Annotated in this window: 16 protein-coding genes; 4 read left to right on the top strand and 12 right to left on the bottom strand. The window is 71.3% G+C overall.

Annotated elements, in window-relative coordinates:
- Nucleotides 1-454 precede the first annotated feature (454 nt).
- Nucleotides 455-1,981 carry an amino acid permease gene (locus ACIBKY_RS36950; protein WP_397104175.1) on the top strand — a complete coding sequence of 509 codons (1,527 nt, stop codon included), beginning with the start codon at nucleotides 455-457 and terminating at the stop codon, nucleotides 1,979-1,981.
- Here the strand turns inward: ACIBKY_RS36950 and lipB are convergent.
- From lipB to ACIBKY_RS36930, 4 genes are all read right to left on the bottom strand, one after another.
- Nucleotides 1,978-2,616, bottom strand: coding sequence for a lipoyl(octanoyl) transferase LipB (gene lipB, locus ACIBKY_RS36945; protein WP_397104173.1), 639 nt, complete (start codon nucleotides 2,614-2,616; stop codon nucleotides 1,978-1,980). The genes ACIBKY_RS36950 and lipB overlap by 4 nt on opposite strands.
- Nucleotide 2,617: 1 nt before the next feature.
- A complete protein-coding gene (locus ACIBKY_RS36940; protein WP_379615231.1) occupies nucleotides 2,618-2,806 on the bottom strand; it encodes a PspC domain-containing protein in 189 nt (62 codons plus the stop codon).
- 63 nt (nucleotides 2,807-2,869) lie between these two features.
- Nucleotides 2,870-3,376, bottom strand: a complete 507-nt coding sequence (locus ACIBKY_RS36935) for an HAD domain-containing protein (protein WP_397104171.1) — start codon at nucleotides 3,374-3,376, stop codon at nucleotides 2,870-2,872.
- Nucleotides 3,373-4,284, bottom strand: coding sequence for an AraC family transcriptional regulator (locus ACIBKY_RS36930; protein WP_397104169.1), 912 nt, complete (start codon nucleotides 4,282-4,284; stop codon nucleotides 3,373-3,375). The genes ACIBKY_RS36935 and ACIBKY_RS36930 overlap by 4 nt, the downstream gene beginning before the upstream one ends.
- Before the next feature lie 75 nt (nucleotides 4,285-4,359).
- On the opposite strand from ACIBKY_RS36930, the gene ACIBKY_RS36925 reads away from it, so the two are divergent.
- The gene (locus tag ACIBKY_RS36925; RefSeq protein ID WP_397104167.1) at nucleotides 4,360-5,166 is read left to right on the top strand and encodes an NmrA family NAD(P)-binding protein; all 807 of its coding nucleotides are present in this window, start codon (nucleotides 4,360-4,362) and stop codon (nucleotides 5,164-5,166) included.
- Here ACIBKY_RS36925 and ACIBKY_RS36920 read toward each other — a convergent pair.
- Together ACIBKY_RS36920 and ACIBKY_RS36915 are read right to left on the bottom strand one after the other, a co-directional pair.
- Nucleotides 5,163-5,855: a hypothetical protein gene (locus ACIBKY_RS36920; RefSeq protein WP_397104165.1), complete on the bottom strand. Its 693-nt coding sequence runs from the start codon at nucleotides 5,853-5,855 to the stop codon at nucleotides 5,163-5,165. The genes ACIBKY_RS36925 and ACIBKY_RS36920 overlap by 4 nt on opposite strands.
- Complete coding sequence (locus ACIBKY_RS36915; RefSeq protein ID WP_397104316.1) at nucleotides 5,852-6,337, bottom strand: SigE family RNA polymerase sigma factor; 486 nt, start codon at nucleotides 6,335-6,337, stop codon at nucleotides 5,852-5,854. Before ACIBKY_RS36915 ends, ACIBKY_RS36920 begins: the two co-directional genes overlap by 4 nt.
- Nucleotides 6,338-6,493: 156 nt before the next feature.
- Here ACIBKY_RS36915 and ACIBKY_RS36910 point away from each other — a divergent pair, with 156 nt between their 5' ends.
- Nucleotides 6,494-7,330, top strand: coding sequence for an undecaprenyl-diphosphate phosphatase (locus tag ACIBKY_RS36910; RefSeq protein ID WP_397104163.1), 837 nt, complete (start codon nucleotides 6,494-6,496; stop codon nucleotides 7,328-7,330).
- Here the strand turns inward: ACIBKY_RS36910 and ACIBKY_RS36905 are convergent.
- From ACIBKY_RS36905 to ACIBKY_RS36895, 3 genes are read right to left on the bottom strand one after another with little or no spacing between them, the layout of a single operon-like run.
- The gene (locus tag ACIBKY_RS36905; RefSeq protein WP_397104161.1) at nucleotides 7,327-8,754 is read right to left on the bottom strand and encodes an amidase; all 1,428 of its coding nucleotides are present in this window, start codon (nucleotides 8,752-8,754) and stop codon (nucleotides 7,327-7,329) included. The two genes, ACIBKY_RS36910 and ACIBKY_RS36905, sit on opposite strands and share 4 nt — an antisense overlap.
- Nucleotides 8,755-8,797: 43 nt before the next feature.
- Nucleotides 8,798-8,959: a hypothetical protein gene (locus ACIBKY_RS36900; protein ID WP_184958437.1), complete on the bottom strand. Its 162-nt coding sequence runs from the start codon at nucleotides 8,957-8,959 to the stop codon at nucleotides 8,798-8,800.
- Entirely contained in the window at nucleotides 8,952-9,800 is an 849-nt protein-coding gene (locus tag ACIBKY_RS36895; RefSeq protein WP_397104159.1) for an SPFH domain-containing protein, read from the bottom strand. The genes ACIBKY_RS36900 and ACIBKY_RS36895 overlap by 8 nt, the downstream gene beginning before the upstream one ends.
- A gap of 56 nt (nucleotides 9,801-9,856) precedes the next feature.
- Here ACIBKY_RS36895 and ACIBKY_RS36890 point away from each other — a divergent pair, with 56 nt between their 5' ends.
- The gene (locus ACIBKY_RS36890) at nucleotides 9,857-11,035 is read left to right on the top strand and encodes a pyridoxal-phosphate dependent enzyme (protein WP_397104157.1); all 1,179 of its coding nucleotides are present in this window, start codon (nucleotides 9,857-9,859) and stop codon (nucleotides 11,033-11,035) included.
- A 71-nt stretch (nucleotides 11,036-11,106) separates the two neighbouring features.
- Here ACIBKY_RS36890 and ACIBKY_RS36885 read toward each other — a convergent pair whose 3' ends face one another.
- From ACIBKY_RS36885 to ACIBKY_RS36875, 3 genes are all read right to left on the bottom strand, one after another.
- A complete protein-coding gene (locus ACIBKY_RS36885; protein ID WP_397104155.1) occupies nucleotides 11,107-11,793 on the bottom strand; it encodes a hypothetical protein in 687 nt (228 codons plus the stop codon).
- Nucleotides 11,790-14,315, bottom strand: a complete 2,526-nt coding sequence (hrpB, locus tag ACIBKY_RS36880) for an ATP-dependent helicase HrpB (protein ID WP_397104153.1) — start codon at nucleotides 14,313-14,315, stop codon at nucleotides 11,790-11,792. Before hrpB ends, ACIBKY_RS36885 begins: the two co-directional genes overlap by 4 nt.
- 160 nt (nucleotides 14,316-14,475) lie before the next feature.
- The gene (locus ACIBKY_RS36875; RefSeq protein ID WP_397104151.1) at nucleotides 14,476-14,790 is read right to left on the bottom strand and encodes an ArsR/SmtB family transcription factor; all 315 of its coding nucleotides are present in this window, start codon (nucleotides 14,788-14,790) and stop codon (nucleotides 14,476-14,478) included.
- Between the last annotated feature and the right edge of the window lie 86 nt (nucleotides 14,791-14,876).

The following is a 14,876-nucleotide window of genomic DNA, read 5'->3' as shown; positions in this document are numbered from 1 at the left end:
CAACCGGCCAACCACCCAGCCGGGCAACGGGTGGGACCCGGCAGAACGCGCGGAGCGAAGCGGAGCACCTCGCTTGTCGGGTGGGCTCTAACGGCCCAACCACCCAATCGGGCAAGGGGCGGGGCCCCAAGAAGACAGCCCGAGCGAAGCGAGGCCCAACACGGGGTCGAGCCCCCGGCTCGACTGGAAACACAGCCTTGCCCCATCGCGCGCAGCGCGCACCACAGCCAGACCGAGCCTGTCGGGCGGGCTCCAACCGCCCAACCACCCACCCGGGCAACGGGCGGGGCCCGGCAGAACGCGCGGAGCGAAGCGGAGCACCTCGCCTGTCGGGTCTCGTATGTGGGCGAAATACCAAGAGGATCTCTTACTACCTTGAAACTCTCGTGTAACCGCTTGATCGGAGGAACGAATTGGTCTAGAGGTAGACCAAAGAACCCCCCGAGGAGACCACATGACTGTGGATGAGGATTCCAAACGACTCGCCGAGCTGGGTTACAAGCAGGAACTCGCACGAACCTGGAGCGGTTTCTCCAATTTCGCCATCTCCTTCTCGATCATCTCCATCCTCGCCGGCTGCTTCACCACCTTCTACCAAGCCTGGAACAACGGCGGCCCGGTCGCCATCTCCTGGGGCTGGCCCCTGATCTCGATCTTTATCCTGATCATCGGCTTCTGCATGTCCGAGCTCGTCTCCGCCTATCCGACGGCGGGCGGCATCTACTGGTGGGCGACCAAGCTGGGCAAACCCATCCACGGCTGGTTCACCGGCTGGCTGAACCTGGTCGGCCTGATCGCGGTCACCGCCTCGGTCGACTACGGCTGCGCCACCTTCCTCGACCTCACGCTCACCCAGTTCTTCCCGAGCTGGGAACCGAGCCTGGCCAGGGTGTTCGGCTTCTTCGCGGTGATCCTCATTCTCCACGCGCTGATCAACATCTACAGCCACCGCCTGATCTCGGTGCTGCAGAACGTCTCCGTCTGGTGGCACGTGGTGGGGGCCGCGGTCGTCGTCGGGCTTCTAGTCTTCCTGCCGCAGCAGCACCAGTCGATCTCGTTCGTGTTCACCGAGACGATCAACAACTCCGGCTTCGGCGACGGGACGGGCGGCCTGCCGTTCTGGTTCTACGTGCTGCCGCTGGGCTTCCTGCTGACGCAGTACACGATCACCGGGTTCGACGCGTGCGCGCACGTCTCGGAGGAGACGCACGGCGCGGCCATGTCGGCGGCCAAGGGGCTCTGGAAGTCGATCTTCTACTCGGCGATCGGCGGCTGGATCGTGCTGCTGGCGTTCCTGTTCGCGGCCACGGACGTGAACGCGATCAACGAGAGCGGCGGCGCGGTGGCGACCATCTTCACGACCGCGCTCGACTGGGCTCCGGCGACGCTGATCCTGGCGATCTCTACGCTCGGCCAGTTCTTCTGCGGGATGAGCTGCGTGACCTCGATGTCGCGGATGACCTACGCGTTCTCGCGGGACGGCGCGGTGCCCGGCTGGCGGCTGTGGTCACGCGTGAACGTCAACCGCACCCCGGTCAACGCCATCCTCGCCGGCTGCGGCGTGGCGCTGCTGATCACGCTCCCGGCCCTGTGGGCCCCTCCCGGTACGGCCGCGCCGGTAGCTTTCCTCGCGGTGGTGTCGATCGCGGTCATCGGCCTCTATCTGGCCTTCCTGATCCCGATCTGGCTGCGGCTGAAGCAGGGCGCCGCGTTCGTGCCGGGACCGTGGACGCTGGGCTCGAAGTACAAGGTCCTGAACTGGATCGCCATCATCGAGATCATCGTCATCGCGATCTACTTCGTCCTGCCGGTCTCGCCCAAGGGGGTCCCGGGCAACGCCGAGTTCACCTGGACGGCGGTCAACTACGCGCCGCTCGCGGTGGGCGTGGTGCTGGCGGGTATCGCCCTGTGGTGGACGTTGTCGGCCAAGCGCTGGTTCACCGGGCCCCGCCGTACCGTGGACGAGATCCCCACTCCCTAGGAGGAGGCCTCGAAGGCGGTCGCGACGATCTCGCGGACCTCGGTCATGGTGGCGGCGGCCAGTTCGCGCTTGACCGAGGTCATGTCGACGTCCGGCATGCCGCACGCCACCGCCCAGTGCCAGGGTTCGAGGTCGCCGTCGACGTTGAGCGCGAAGCCGTGGCTGGTGACGCCACGGCTCTGCCGCATCCCGATCGATGCGATCTTGCGGCTGGTCTCGCTGGTCCAGACGCCGGTCAGGAGCTCGTGGCCGGGCGGGGTGTCGCGGCGCTCGGCGGGCAGGCCGAGCTTGCCCAGCGCCTCGACGAGGCGGAGCTCCACCTCGCGGACGTAGTCGACGATGCCCTCGTCCTCGCCGAGCTTGACGATGAGGTATCCGACGAGTTGGCCGGGGCCGTGGTAGGTCAGCTGGCCGCCACGGCCGGTCTCCACGACCGGCACCCCGCGGGCGGGGTCGGGCAGGTGCTCCAGCGGCGTGCGCCGCCCGACGGTGAAGACCATCGGGTGGCTCAGCAACCACAGCGTGTCGCGCCGCTCGTCTCTCTGCCGCTGACCGACCAGGTCGGTCATGCGATCCATCGCCTGGTCGTAGCCGACGAGATCGTCCTGGATGAGCGTGAGCGGGCGCGACTTCATACTAGTGAGCGTAGCTCCGCGGGCCGTTGGGCAGGACAATCCAGAGAATGATGTAAAGCACCCACATGGGGCCGGGCAGCAGCGACAGCAGCAGCCACAGCGCCCTCACGACAGTGGGCGACCAGCCGAGCTTGTCCGCGATGCCGCCGCAGACGCCGGCCAGAATCCTGTGCTCCTTCGAGCGGTACATCTCGCTCCTCCGTTGGTTGCGAACTCACCTGGTAAAACGGACAACCAGGTGATTCGCGTTCCACTATGGACCCTGAGAAAACCCTGACAGGGTGAGCCATTCGGCGGCGAGGTCGAAATGTTGCCTGGTCAGTCCCCTTTTCGGGTCGACCTGGACGAGGAAGAAGTCGCCGACGTCCGGGTGGTCCCTGAGGTAGTGCTCGTCGGCGGAGAACAGCAGGTCGTCGAACCACACGAAGGGCCGCCCCCGCACGTACGCGGCCACGTGCGGCGTCTTGAACATCTCCCCGACCTCGCTGGGACGATCCTGGGCCACCCGGATGACCGGCAGATTGGGCAGCCCGAGGCGGGGGGCGATCCATTCGTTGGCATGGTGTTCCCAGGTGGTCGCCCACACCAGTTCGGCGCCGGCCCGCACGGCCAGTTCGAGCAGCCAGATGCCGTGCCGCGGGTTGAGGTGGACCGTGTAGGTCTCGCCTTCGAGCACACACCGGTAGCGCCGGAAGTCCGCGGACGGCCGGCCGAGCGGGTTGAGCACGCCGTCGATGTCGACGAGCACCAGGGGTTTCATCCGACCTTGTATTCCTGGGGACTGATGCCGCGTACCCGTTTGAAGGCGGTGCTGAGGGCGAACGGGCTGCCGTAGCCGACCTTCCTGGCGACGGACCCGATGGTGGCGCCGGGCTCGCGCAGCAGGTCGGCGGCGAGGGCGAGGCGCCAGTCGGTGAGGAACGCCATCGGCGGCTCGCCCACGAGTTCGGTGAAGCGCCTGGCCAGCGAGGCGCGCGAGACGCCGACCTCGGCGGCCAGGGAGGCGACGGTCCAGGGGTGGGCGGGGTTGTTGTGGAGCATGCGCATGGCCTTGCCCACGATCGGGTCGCTCTGGGCGCGGTACCAGGCGGGCGCCTCGTGGTCGGCGAACCAGGAGCGCAGCGTGGAGATCAGCAGCAGGTCGAGCAGCCGGTCGAGCACGGCTTCCTGGCCGGGTTCGTCGCGGACCATCTCGGCGCCGAGCAGGCCGATCAGCGGCCCGCCCGGAAGCACGAGGAGCTTCGGCAGCGCCTCCAGCAGCCGCCGGCCGACCTCGGTCTCCATGGCGTAGGTCCCGACGATCATGATGGTGTCGCCGTCGGCGCTGTTTCCCCAGGTACGCACGCCCAGGTCCATGGACTGGTAGAGCGATTCGCCGTCCAGCGTGGTGCAGTGCTGGTCGGCCCCGATGATGATCTGGGGTGTGGTGTCCGGCTGGTCGGCGACGACGTACTCGTCCGGCCCGCGCACGATCGCCACCTCACCGGGGCTGATCCGGACGGGCCCGCCACCCCGCGGCACCACCCACGCCTCCCCCTTGACCACCCCCACCACGGTGAGCGGCGCCTGGTCCTCCACCCGCATCGACCAGGGCGGATCCAGGAGTGCACGCAGCAGGAAGGCGCCCCGGGCACGTGGCCCGTCGAGGAGTGCGGCAAGCTGGTCCATGATTGAGACGATCGCATATGGAATGGCGCGTTTCAACCATGTCCAGTCTCATTCGCGGCCGCTTAACTAGGGGACATGACGAACACGACACTGGTTCTGGGTTCCAACGGCAAGACCGGCCGCCGCGTGGCCGAGCGGCTTGAGGCGATGGGCCTCGACGTGCGCAAGGGCTCGCGCCCGGCGTTCGACTGGGAGGACGACTCCACCTGGGCGCCCATCGTCCGCGACGTCCACGCCGTCTACATCACCTACTACCCCGACCTCGCCTTCCCCGGCGCGCTCGACCGGATCCGCACCTTCACCGAGATCGCCGTGGCCGCGGGCGTGCGCAGGCTGGTCCTGCTGTCCGGCCGCAACGAGGAACTCGCCCAGGAGGCCGAGCAGGTCGTCCTCGACGCCGGCGTCGAGGCGACGGTCGTGCGCTGCTCCTGGTTCATGCAGAACTTCGACGAGGGCTGGCTCCTGGACCCGGTGCTGAGCGGCACCATCGCGCTGCCCGCCGGTGAGGTCACCGAGCCCTTCGTCGACGTGGAGGACATCGCCGACGTCGCCGCCGCGGCGCTGACCCAGGACGGCCACGCCGGCAAGGTCTACGAGCTGACCGGCCCGCGCCTGATCAGCTTCGCCGAGGCCGCCGCCACGATCAGCGCCGCGACCGGCCGCGAGGTCGCCTACGTCTCGGTCACGCCGGAGGAGTTCGCCGCCGGCGCCATCGCGGCCGGCGTGCCCGAGGACGAGGCCCATGGTCTCAACGCGCTGTTCGCCGAGGTCCTCGACGGCCGCAACGAAAACCTGGCCGACGGGGTACGGCAGGCCCTCGGCCGACCGGCCCGCGACTTCGCCGAGTACGCCAAGCAGGCGGCTCCGGCGTGGAAGGTCTAGGGCCGGTCGTAGACGCCGACCGACCAGGACCCGGGCTGTACGCCCAGGTCGGCGGCGAGCGAGAGGGCGACGTCATGGCGGATGAGCTCGGCGGCGGCGTACCTGCCATCGCAGAGCCCCTTCTCCTTGTCGGCCAGAACGCAGTCCTTGAGCGGCCGGTCCACCACAGGGGCGTGGGCCGGGAACACCCAGACGCGCACGCTCTTGGCCTTCCCGGCCAGCTCGAACCGGATCCCGTGTCCGGCGCACCGCATCGTGGTCCCCTCCCGGGCGCCGCCCTTGAACGACAGGACCACCCAGGCGCCCGGTTCCTCGCACCGCACCACCACGGCGGAGGACTTGGGGGTGAGTTTCAGGTCGTAGCCGACGGCCGACTTGTCGGAGGAGAGCGCGGCGGAGCGGTCCTTGCCGTCGAGGGTGAGGGAGGGCTCCCGCTCGGCCGTCCGCGACGGCGTCCCCGAGGGGGTCGCGGCGGCCACCGGGACCGGATCCGGGTTCGGGCTCTGCCCGGGGACCACCAGGAACGCGACCAGCGCGGCGGCCCCCGCCAGCACCGCGCCCATCCCCCACCGGATCATCAGGATCCGGCGGCCCCGCCGTACGATCTGGGTCACGTCTGTCGGCCTTTCGGGTGCGGGTGCGGTGCGCTCGTCCAGCAGCGCCCGCAGGTCGTCCTCGGTGAACGTCATCGCGCCGCCTCCTCGGACCGGATGCCCGGATGTACGCGCAGCTTGGCCAGCGCCCTGCCGAGCTGCGTCTTCACGGTGCCGAGCGAACAACCCAGCACATGGGCGCACTGCGGGAGCGTCAGCTCGTCGAAGTAGTGCAGGACGATCACCGCGCGCTGCCGTCCCGACAGCTCCCGGATCGCTGCCCACACCGCGGCCTTCTCCTCCGCCTCGGCCGAGAAGTCGCCGCCCGGGGTCTCGGGCAGCCGCTCGGTCGGCACCTCGCCCCGCCACCTCCGCCGCCACCAGGAGGCGTGGGTATGGGTGAGGATGCGGTAGACGTACGGATCCGGGTCGCCGTCGATCCGCCGCCAGGCCGTCCACGCCTTGGCCAGGGCGGTCTGGACGAGGTCGTCCGCAGTGTCCCAGTCGCCGGTCAGCACATAGGCGGTACGGCGCAGCCGCGCTGACCGCGTCATCACGTACTCGGCGAAAGTGTCCATCACAGTTACTACGGTCTGGACCACCGCCATCGGATGACACCCTTTTCAAGAAATTTCCGGACCCATCCGCTCCCCCACGAGCAACGCTGTCACCACCCAACCCCAACGACCGATAACCTCGCTTCGTCAAAGAGACGGGCGTGGGAGGGTATACGCGTGATCGGCTGGCTCGAAGCTGTTGTCCTGGGCCTGATCCAGGGCCTGACGGAGTTCCTCCCGATCTCCTCCAGCGCACACATCCGCGTCGTGTCCGAACTCGTCGGCTGGGACGACCCCGGCGCCGCCTTCACCGCGGTGATCCAGCTCGGCACCGAGACCGCGGTCCTGATCTACTTCCGCAAGGAGATCTGGGAGATCGTCTCCACCTGGACACGCTCCCTGTGGACACCCGCCCTGCGCGGCGCGTTCCACGCCCGGATGGGCTGGTTCATCATCGTCGGCTCGCTCCCCATCGGCGCGCTCGGCCTGCTGTTCAAGACCGAGATCGAGACCGTCTTCCGCGACCTGCGCATCATCGCCACCACGCTCATCGTCTTCGCGATCATCCTGTGGTTCGCCGACCGCACCGCCCGCAACAAGCTCACGCTGGAGAAGCACCTCAGCTTCACCCACGCCATCGTGTACGGCTTCGCCCAGTCGCTCGCCCTGATCCCCGGCGTCTCCCGCTCCGGCGGCACCATCACCGCCGGCCTCCTGCTCGACTACCGGCGCGAGGACGCGGCCAAGTACTCCTTCCTGCTGGCCATCCCGGCGGTGCTGTCGTCGGGCCTGCTGGAGCTGACCGAGATCGGCGAGGGCCAGGCGCCCGCGTGGGGCCCGACGATCCTGGCCACGATCATCTCGTTCGTGGTGGGCTACGCGGCCGTCGCCTGGTTCCTGCGCTACATCAGCACCCACCGCTTCACCGGCTTCGTCATCTACCGGATCGCGCTGGGCGCGTTCATCTTCCTGGCCCTCGCGCTGGGCTGGATCACGCCCCTGCCGCCCAGCTAGAGCGAGTAGCCCGGCGGGCGCACCGCCGGATGCGCGGTGGTCAGCTGGGCGGCGAGGCCGAGCAGGTGGGGTTCGCCGCCGGGTGGCGCGATGAGCTGGACGGCGATCGGCAGGCCCGTCGAGTGGGTGGCGATCGGCACCGACAGCGCCGGCCAGCCGCACATGTTCCACGGGCCCGTCGCCGGCGCGTACCTGGCGTTGGCCAGCACGTTGCTGAGCAGGCCCCGCTGTGCCCACCCGTCGGCTCGGGGCGGCACGGTGGCCAGCGTCGGGGTGACGAGCACGTCGGCGTCGCCGAACCAGCGGTCGGCGCCGTAGCCGCTCCAGCGGTCCCTGCCCTTCGTGCCGTCGAGCGAGAGCCTGGCCAGCACCCGTCCGGCCCGGCCGAGCGCGCGGCTGCGGCGCTCCAGGCGGCCGCGGTCCAGGCCGTCGGCGGCTTCGCCGGAGCGGGCCAGCCAGGCGGCGATCGTGGCGGGTCCGAGCCAGGCGGGCAGGCGCTCTCCGTGCTCCACGATCGTGTGCCCGGCCACGCGCAGCGTCTCGGCGGCCGCCTCCACCGCCGCCCGGAACTCCCGGTCCATGGACAGACCGGCGGGAAGCGGCTGCGGCGCGTAGGCCACGCGCAGGTCGAAGGGGCCGTTCGCGTCCGGCCGGATCGGACGGTGCTCCCAGGTCTGATCGTCACCGTCGTCGGCCCAGACCGAGCGGAGCATCGGGCGCGTCGGCTCCGTCCGCGAACCGGTGCGCCACGACTCGGCCAGGCCCGGATCGGCGGCCAGCACCGACAACGTCAGCGACAGGTCGGCCACGCCCCACGCCAGCGGCCCGTTCTCGGTCAGGCCCCGCCAGTCGTTGACCGGCGGCGGGACCACGCCCGGCCCCGGCTTCAGCGCCAGCACCCCACAGCAGGCGGCGGGGATGCGCAGGGAGCCCATGCCGTCGTTGCCGAGGGCGATCGGGACCATGCCCGCCGACACCGCGGCGGCGGCGCCGGACGAGGAGCCGCCGGCCGTACGGGAGAGGTCCCAGGGGTTTCTGACGGTGCCGTAGGCGCTGTCGCCGAAGGCCACCAGGCCCAGCTCGGGCAGGTTGGTCAGGCCGACCACGACCGCGCCCGCCGCGCGCAGGCGGGCGACGGCGGGATGGTCCTCGCGCGCGGGGGCGGCGGACGTGGCGGCCGAGCCGTGGCGGCACGCCTCGCCCGCCACCTCCAGGTTGTCCTTGACCGCCACGGGCACGCCGGCCAGCGGCAGGTCGGCCAGGTCGCGGCGCTTGCGCACCGCCCGAGCCTCCTCGACCGCGCGCTCCCTGACCAGGCGGAAGGCCCCGAGCCGTGGATCACGCTCGGCGATCACCTGGAGATGCTCCTCGACGACGGTCTCCGGCGCGACGTCCCCATGCCGTACGGCTGCCGCGATCTCCACGGCGGACCTTCCTGCCCACAACATGCATAGAGTCTGCAGGTTTCTAGCGTTCGGTGCGAGGCTCCCGACCGGCTTCCTTCAAGGCCAGGCGCAACGCGAACTCGATTTGCCCGTTCACGCTGCGCAGGTCGTCGGCCGCCCACTTGGCGATGGCGTCGTAGACGGCCGGATCCAGGCGCAGCAGCAGCTTCTTCTTGTCAGGCATAGAGGCTGCCGGCGTTCACCACCGGCTGGGTCGCGCGGTCGCCGCACAGCACGACCAGCAGGTTGGAGACCATCTGCGCCTTGCGCTCCTCGTCGAGGTCGACCACGCCCTCGGCGGCGAGCCGGTTCAGCGCGAGCTGCACCATCCCCACCGCGCCCTCGACGATGCGCGTACGCGCCGCGACCACCTGGGCGGCCTGCTGGCGGACCAGCATCGCCTGGGCGATCTCGGGCGCGTAGGCGAGGTGGGTGATGCGCGCCTCCAGCACCTCGACCCCGGCCAGCTCGGTGCGCTCGCGCAGCTCGGTGGTGAGCTCCTCGGCGACGGTGGCGCCGTCGCGCAGGCTGGTGCGGGACTCCTCGTGCGAGTCGTACGGATGGGTGGTGGCCAGGTGACGCACCGCGGCCTCCGACTGGATGGAGACGTACTCCTCGTAGTCGTCGACGGAGAACACGGCCCGCGCGGCGTCGGTGACCCGGTAGACGACGACGGCGGCGATCTCCACCGGGTTGCCGTCGGCGTCGTTCACCTTCAGCCTGGCCGTCTCGAAGTTGCGGACCCGGAGCGTGACCTTGCGCTTCGTGGTGAGCGGGAGCACCCACTGCAGGCCGGCGTCGGTGACCGTGCCGACGTAGCGGCCCATGAACTGCACGACATTGGCCTCGTTCGGGTTGATCACGGCGAACCCGGTGAGCATGAGCAGCACGACCAGCCCGAGGACGATCGCGAGCACCAGCCCGGACAGCCCGCCGTTGAGCAGGGTCAGCCCCGCCACCACGGCCAGCGCGATCGCCACGATCAGGGCCAGGAAGCCGTTGAGGCGGAAGGCACGTCGTTCCATCGCGACTCCTTGCTATCGAAGTGATATCACGATGATAGCCCACTAGGCTCGAACGCGTGACCGCTCCATCGCTTGCCATCGCCCAGCGCTCCCTGGGTGACTCCTCGATCAGCTATCCCCTCGTCCCAGCGCTCACCCGCGGCTGCCCCAAGACCAGCACCGACGCCCTGACCTACCCGCTCGACGTGGACTACGACTACGACCGGGTGCCCGCCGGGCTGTTCGAGCAGGCGCCGCTGCCCGACATCGCGCGGTGGTCGCCGCTGCTGCCGCCGCTTCACGCGCCCACCCTGGGCGAGGGCGGCACCCCGCTGCTGGAGCTCGACGGCGGCGTCCACCTCAAGGACGAGTCCCGCAACCCCACCTGGTCGCACAAGGACCGGCTCAACCGCGTCACCGTCAGCGCCGCCCTCGCCGCGGGCGCCCCCGGCGTGGTCGTCGCCTCTTCCGGCAACCACGGCGCCTCGGCCGCCGCCTACGCCGCCCGCGCCGGGCTCAGGGCCGTCGTGCTCGCCTCCGCCGACTCACCGCCGGCCGTGCAGTCGTTCGTGCGCGCGTATGGGGCGAAGGTCCTGACCGTGGACGCGGACAGACGCTGGCCGCTGTTGCGCGACATCGTCGACGAGCTCGGCTACCACCCGGTCAGCAACCAGACCGTCACCCACACCGGCCACCCCTACGGCCCCGAGGGCTACAAGACCATCGCCTACGAGCTGTTCGCGCAGCTCGGCCGGATCCCCGCGGCGGTGTTCACGCCGACCGGCTACGGCGAGCTCCTCTACGGCGTCTGGAAGGGCTTCACCGAGCTGCGCCGCACGGGCGCGACGACGGACGTGCCACTCATGTTCGCCTGCGAACCGGCCGCCGGCGCCCCGACCGCGCGGGCGCTGGCCGACGGCGAACCCGCCGCGATCGTCGACGCCGCCCCTTCCGACGCCTACGCCATCCTGTGCACGGTCGGCGGGCACCGCGGCGTGCGCGCGGTCCGCGACAGCGGCGGCCAGGCGCTGCCGGTCGGCGACGACGCGATGCGCGCCGCCCAGCGGGAACTGGCCGATCACGGCATCTGGCAGGAGCTTTCTGGCGCCGCCGGCCTGGCCGCCTTCCGCACGCTGGGCCGTACCTTCGACGGGCCCGTGGTGTGCGTCGGGACGTCCAGCGGCTTCAAGGACCTCGGCGTGGGCGCGCGCCCGGCAGAGGTCCTCACCGACCCCACCTGGCGCGACGCCCTGTAGCACGCGCTTCAGAGCGCGTCTTGCAGCGGGCGTCTTGGAGCGGGCGTCCTTTGGCGCGGTACGGCGGGCCGCTACGAGCCCTCGTGGAGCCAGACGCGCAGCGGCCCGATCGCGGTGAACCCGTGGCGGGCCGCCGCCGCGACGTCGCTCTCGTACCCGACGAGCGCCCGGCCGGGGAACAGCCGGGCGGACATCGCGAGCACACCCGCCCATGCCTCGTCCACGTCGCGACCGGCGGCGAACACGTTCGAGACGCCCACCACCCGCTCATCGCCGCTGAGCACCGCGCCGCAGACGATCTCGCCTTCGGCCCGCCCGGCCAGCACCCGGGCCCCGTCCAGGACCGCGGGCAGGAACAGCTCGTTGTCACGCCCGCCGCTCCAGGCCCGCTCCCACGCGCGCAGGGCGGCGGCGTCCCCGACCTGCTCCCAGCTCACCTCGCCCGGCACGGCCACGTCCACGGGCGGCTCCCGGTGGATCCAGCTCGCCTCGAACAGCACCTCGAAGCCGCCGTCCAGCTCCAGCGTGGCGAAGCTGTCCTTCACCGAGGCCCACGGGCCCGCGTCGATGCCGTCCAGCACGTCGGCGGCGGTGGCCGCGGGGTCGAGGGTGACGGCGTCGGGGTAGTAGGGCGGCGTCCTGCGGTCGCTGCTCCACACCGCGGGGCCGAAGTGCCCGGTGATTCCGTGCGCCCGCGTCATCAGGTCGCACCACTCGGCGTTGTTGCGCGCCGCCGCCAGCACCCTCTCGTCGGTCATTTCCCCATTATCCGGGCATTGGTGTGGCGGGTGGCCTTCGCCGTCAAAGGGTCCTCCGGCCAGGGATGTTTGGGATAGCGCCCGCGCAGCTCGGCCCGTACCGCCCGGTAGCCCTCGCGCCAGAACGAGGCCAGATCCGCCGTGACCGCCGCCGGCCGGCCCGCCGGGGACAGCAGGTGGATGAGCAGCGGCACCCCGGCGATCTTCGGGGCGTCGTCCCAGCCGAACAGTTCCTGCAGCTTGACCGCCAGCACCGGCTGCCCGCCCGAGTAGTCGACGCGGATCCGCGACCCGCTCGGCACCTCGATCCGCTCCGGTGCGACCTCCTCAAGCCGCCGGCTCCACGGAATCAGCCTGCGCAGCGCCGTGGCCACGTCGATGCGTTCCAGGTCGGAACGGCGCCGCGCCCGCGACAACTCCGGCTCCAGCCACTGCTCGGCCAGGCTGGGCAGGTCGTCCATGTCCGGCCACGGGTCGCCGGCGGCCCGATGGCAGAAGGCCAGCCGTTCGCGCAGCGCCACGGCCTCGGGGGTCCAGGTGAGCACGTCCTCGGTACGCAGGCCGTACAGCAGGGCCTCCCGCACCTCGGCGCCCCGCAGCGGCTTCGACCCCAGCTCGATCGCGCCCATCCGCTCGACCCGCCGCGCCACCACGTCGCCGCGCCGCTCCCCGGGCGGCACCTTCCAGGTCACCTCGTCCTCGACCGTGACCTCGCAGGCCAGCCGGGCCGTGTCCGCGTCGATCACCACGGCCTGCCGGATCCGCGCGGTCGCCGACCCCGCCGGCCGGTCGGCCACCGCGATGGCCAGCCACTCGGCCTCTCCCAGCCGCGAGCCCTCATCGAGCCGCGCCTGCGTACCGGATGCCATGAGATAGGCCCCGCCCCTGCGTCGCGCCACCCGCTCGGGAAACGCCAGCGCCACGGTCACCCCGGCCACCGCGTCAGCCGAACCCCGCCGCCCTTCCGTCGCCGGGGCGGCCCGGGTCAGGCGTTCGACCTCCTTGCGCCAGCGCGGCAGGGCGCCACGGCGGGCCGAGCGCCAGACCTCGGCCAGGTCGTCGGAGGCGTCCCTGGGGAGCTGGTCGGACAGCAGGGCGACCACCTCGGCGGCGCCGGGCCCGGCGTCCAGGAGCGCCCTGGCCAGGCGCGGGTGCACGCCCACCCGCGCCATCCGCCGCCCATGATCGGTCACCCGCGGGGTTCCGGGTTCAAGGGCTCCAAGCGTTTGGAGTGTACGGGCGGCGGCGGACATCGCGGCCGGTGGCGGCGGGGTCAGGAGGCGCAGGCCGGTGGCGTCCGGAGTGCCCCAGCAGGCGGCCTGGAGGGCGAAACCGGTCAGGTCGGCCAGGGCGATCTCGGGTTGCGGATGGTCGGGCAGACGCTGGTGTTCGGCCTCGGTCCAGCAGCGGTAGACGGCGCCGGGCGCCTCGCGGCCCGCCCGCCCCGCCCGCTGCACGGCCGCCGCCTTGGAGGCGCGGACCGTGGTGAGGGAACCGAGCCCCCTCGCATGGTCGGTACGCGGTTCGCGGGCCAGCCCCGAGTCCACGACCACGCGAACTCCGGGCACGGTCAGGCTCGACTCGGCCACCGACGTGGCCAGCACGACCCGGCGGGCCGTGGCGGGGGCGAGCACGGCGTCCTGGACGTGAGGAGGGGCCTGGCCGTGCACCTGGAGCACCTGCACGTCCTCGTCTTCGAGCATCCTGGCGACCCTGCCGATCTCGGCGACGCCGGGCAGGAAGCACAGCACGTCGCCCTGCCGTTCGGCCAGCGCCCGCCGTACCGTCGAGGCGACGTGGGACAGCAGCGCGGGGTCGACCCGCAGCCCGTGGGGCGGCGCGAGTGGGCGGGGCGGCGGCGCCCACACGGTCTCGACGGGGTGCAGGGCGCCGGTGGCGGCCACGATCGGCGCGTCGCCGAGCAGGCGGGCCAGAGGCGCGGCGTCGGCGGTCGCGGAGGTGGCCAGCAGGCGCAGGTCCGGGCGGAGCGTCTCGCGGACGTCGAGCAGGAAGGCGAGCGCGGTGTCGGCGTCGAGGTGGCGTTCGTGGCACTCGTCGAGGATGACGACGTCCACGCCGGGGAGTTCTTGGTCGCGTTGGAGGCGCTGCAGCAACACGCCCGTCGTCACGACCTCGACCATGGGGTTGCGGCCGGCCTTGCGCTCGCCCCTGATCGTGTAGCTGACACCCATCCTCCGCGCGGCCGCCCGTACGGCCAGCCGCCGCGGCTCGGCCACCAGCACCCGCAGCCCTTCCCCGGCCAGCGCGAGGGGCACCACCGTGGTCTTGCCGGTGCCGGGGGGCGCGGTGAGCACCGCGCTGCCGTGCCGTTCGAGTACCTCCGACAACTCCCCCAACACCCCGGCGATCGGCAACCCACCCCCACCGATGACCGGCGAGCCCGAGACGTCCCCCGGCCCAGGCACCGCGGAGACCGCCGAGCCCGGCTTGGCCGACGACCCGGACGGCACGCCGGTGACCGGAGCGCCGGAGACCGGAGTGCCGGAGACGTCCCCCGACACCGCCGAGACCCCCGGGCCGGGTGGAGTGGTAGCCGGATCGGGCGTGTCCTGCGACCCCGCCGAAACCGGCAAACCGGGTGTGGCCGACGACCCGGACGGCACGCCGGTGGTCGGTGGGGTGGGGTCGGGTGAGGGGGTTCGGGGTGTGGTGGGCACGGGTTCAGGCGGGGTGGGCGGCGGTGAGGATGGAGTCGATCAGGCCGGGGAAGCGGGCGTCGAGGTCGTCCCTGCGCAGGCTGAGCAGGCGCTCACGACCGTTCTGCCGGGTCCTGGTGACGCCGGCCTCGCGCAGCGCGCGGTAGTGGTGCGACAGCGTCGACTTGTGGATGTCGAGGTCGTCCCCGGCGCTGGAGCACGACAGCTCGCGGCCGTCGGCGAGCTTGACGACCAGTTCCAGCCGCACGGGATCCCCCAGAACCCTCAACACCTCCGTGAGCTGGATGTCCTTCGCGTCCGGGTGCGGAAGCTGGCGCATGATGTCACTCTACTTCAGTTCCATTGTTTGACAACCATCCAACTATAAGCCAGCGTAGTGGGAGTGAATTCCAGGCTTTATCCACT

Source organism: Nonomuraea sp. NPDC050394 (assembly GCF_044459065.1).
Taxonomy (GTDB): Bacteria; Actinomycetota; Actinomycetes; order Streptosporangiales; family Streptosporangiaceae; genus Nonomuraea.
Note: the sequence above shows the minus strand (reverse complement) of the source record. Positions and strands in the feature narration are given on the sequence as shown.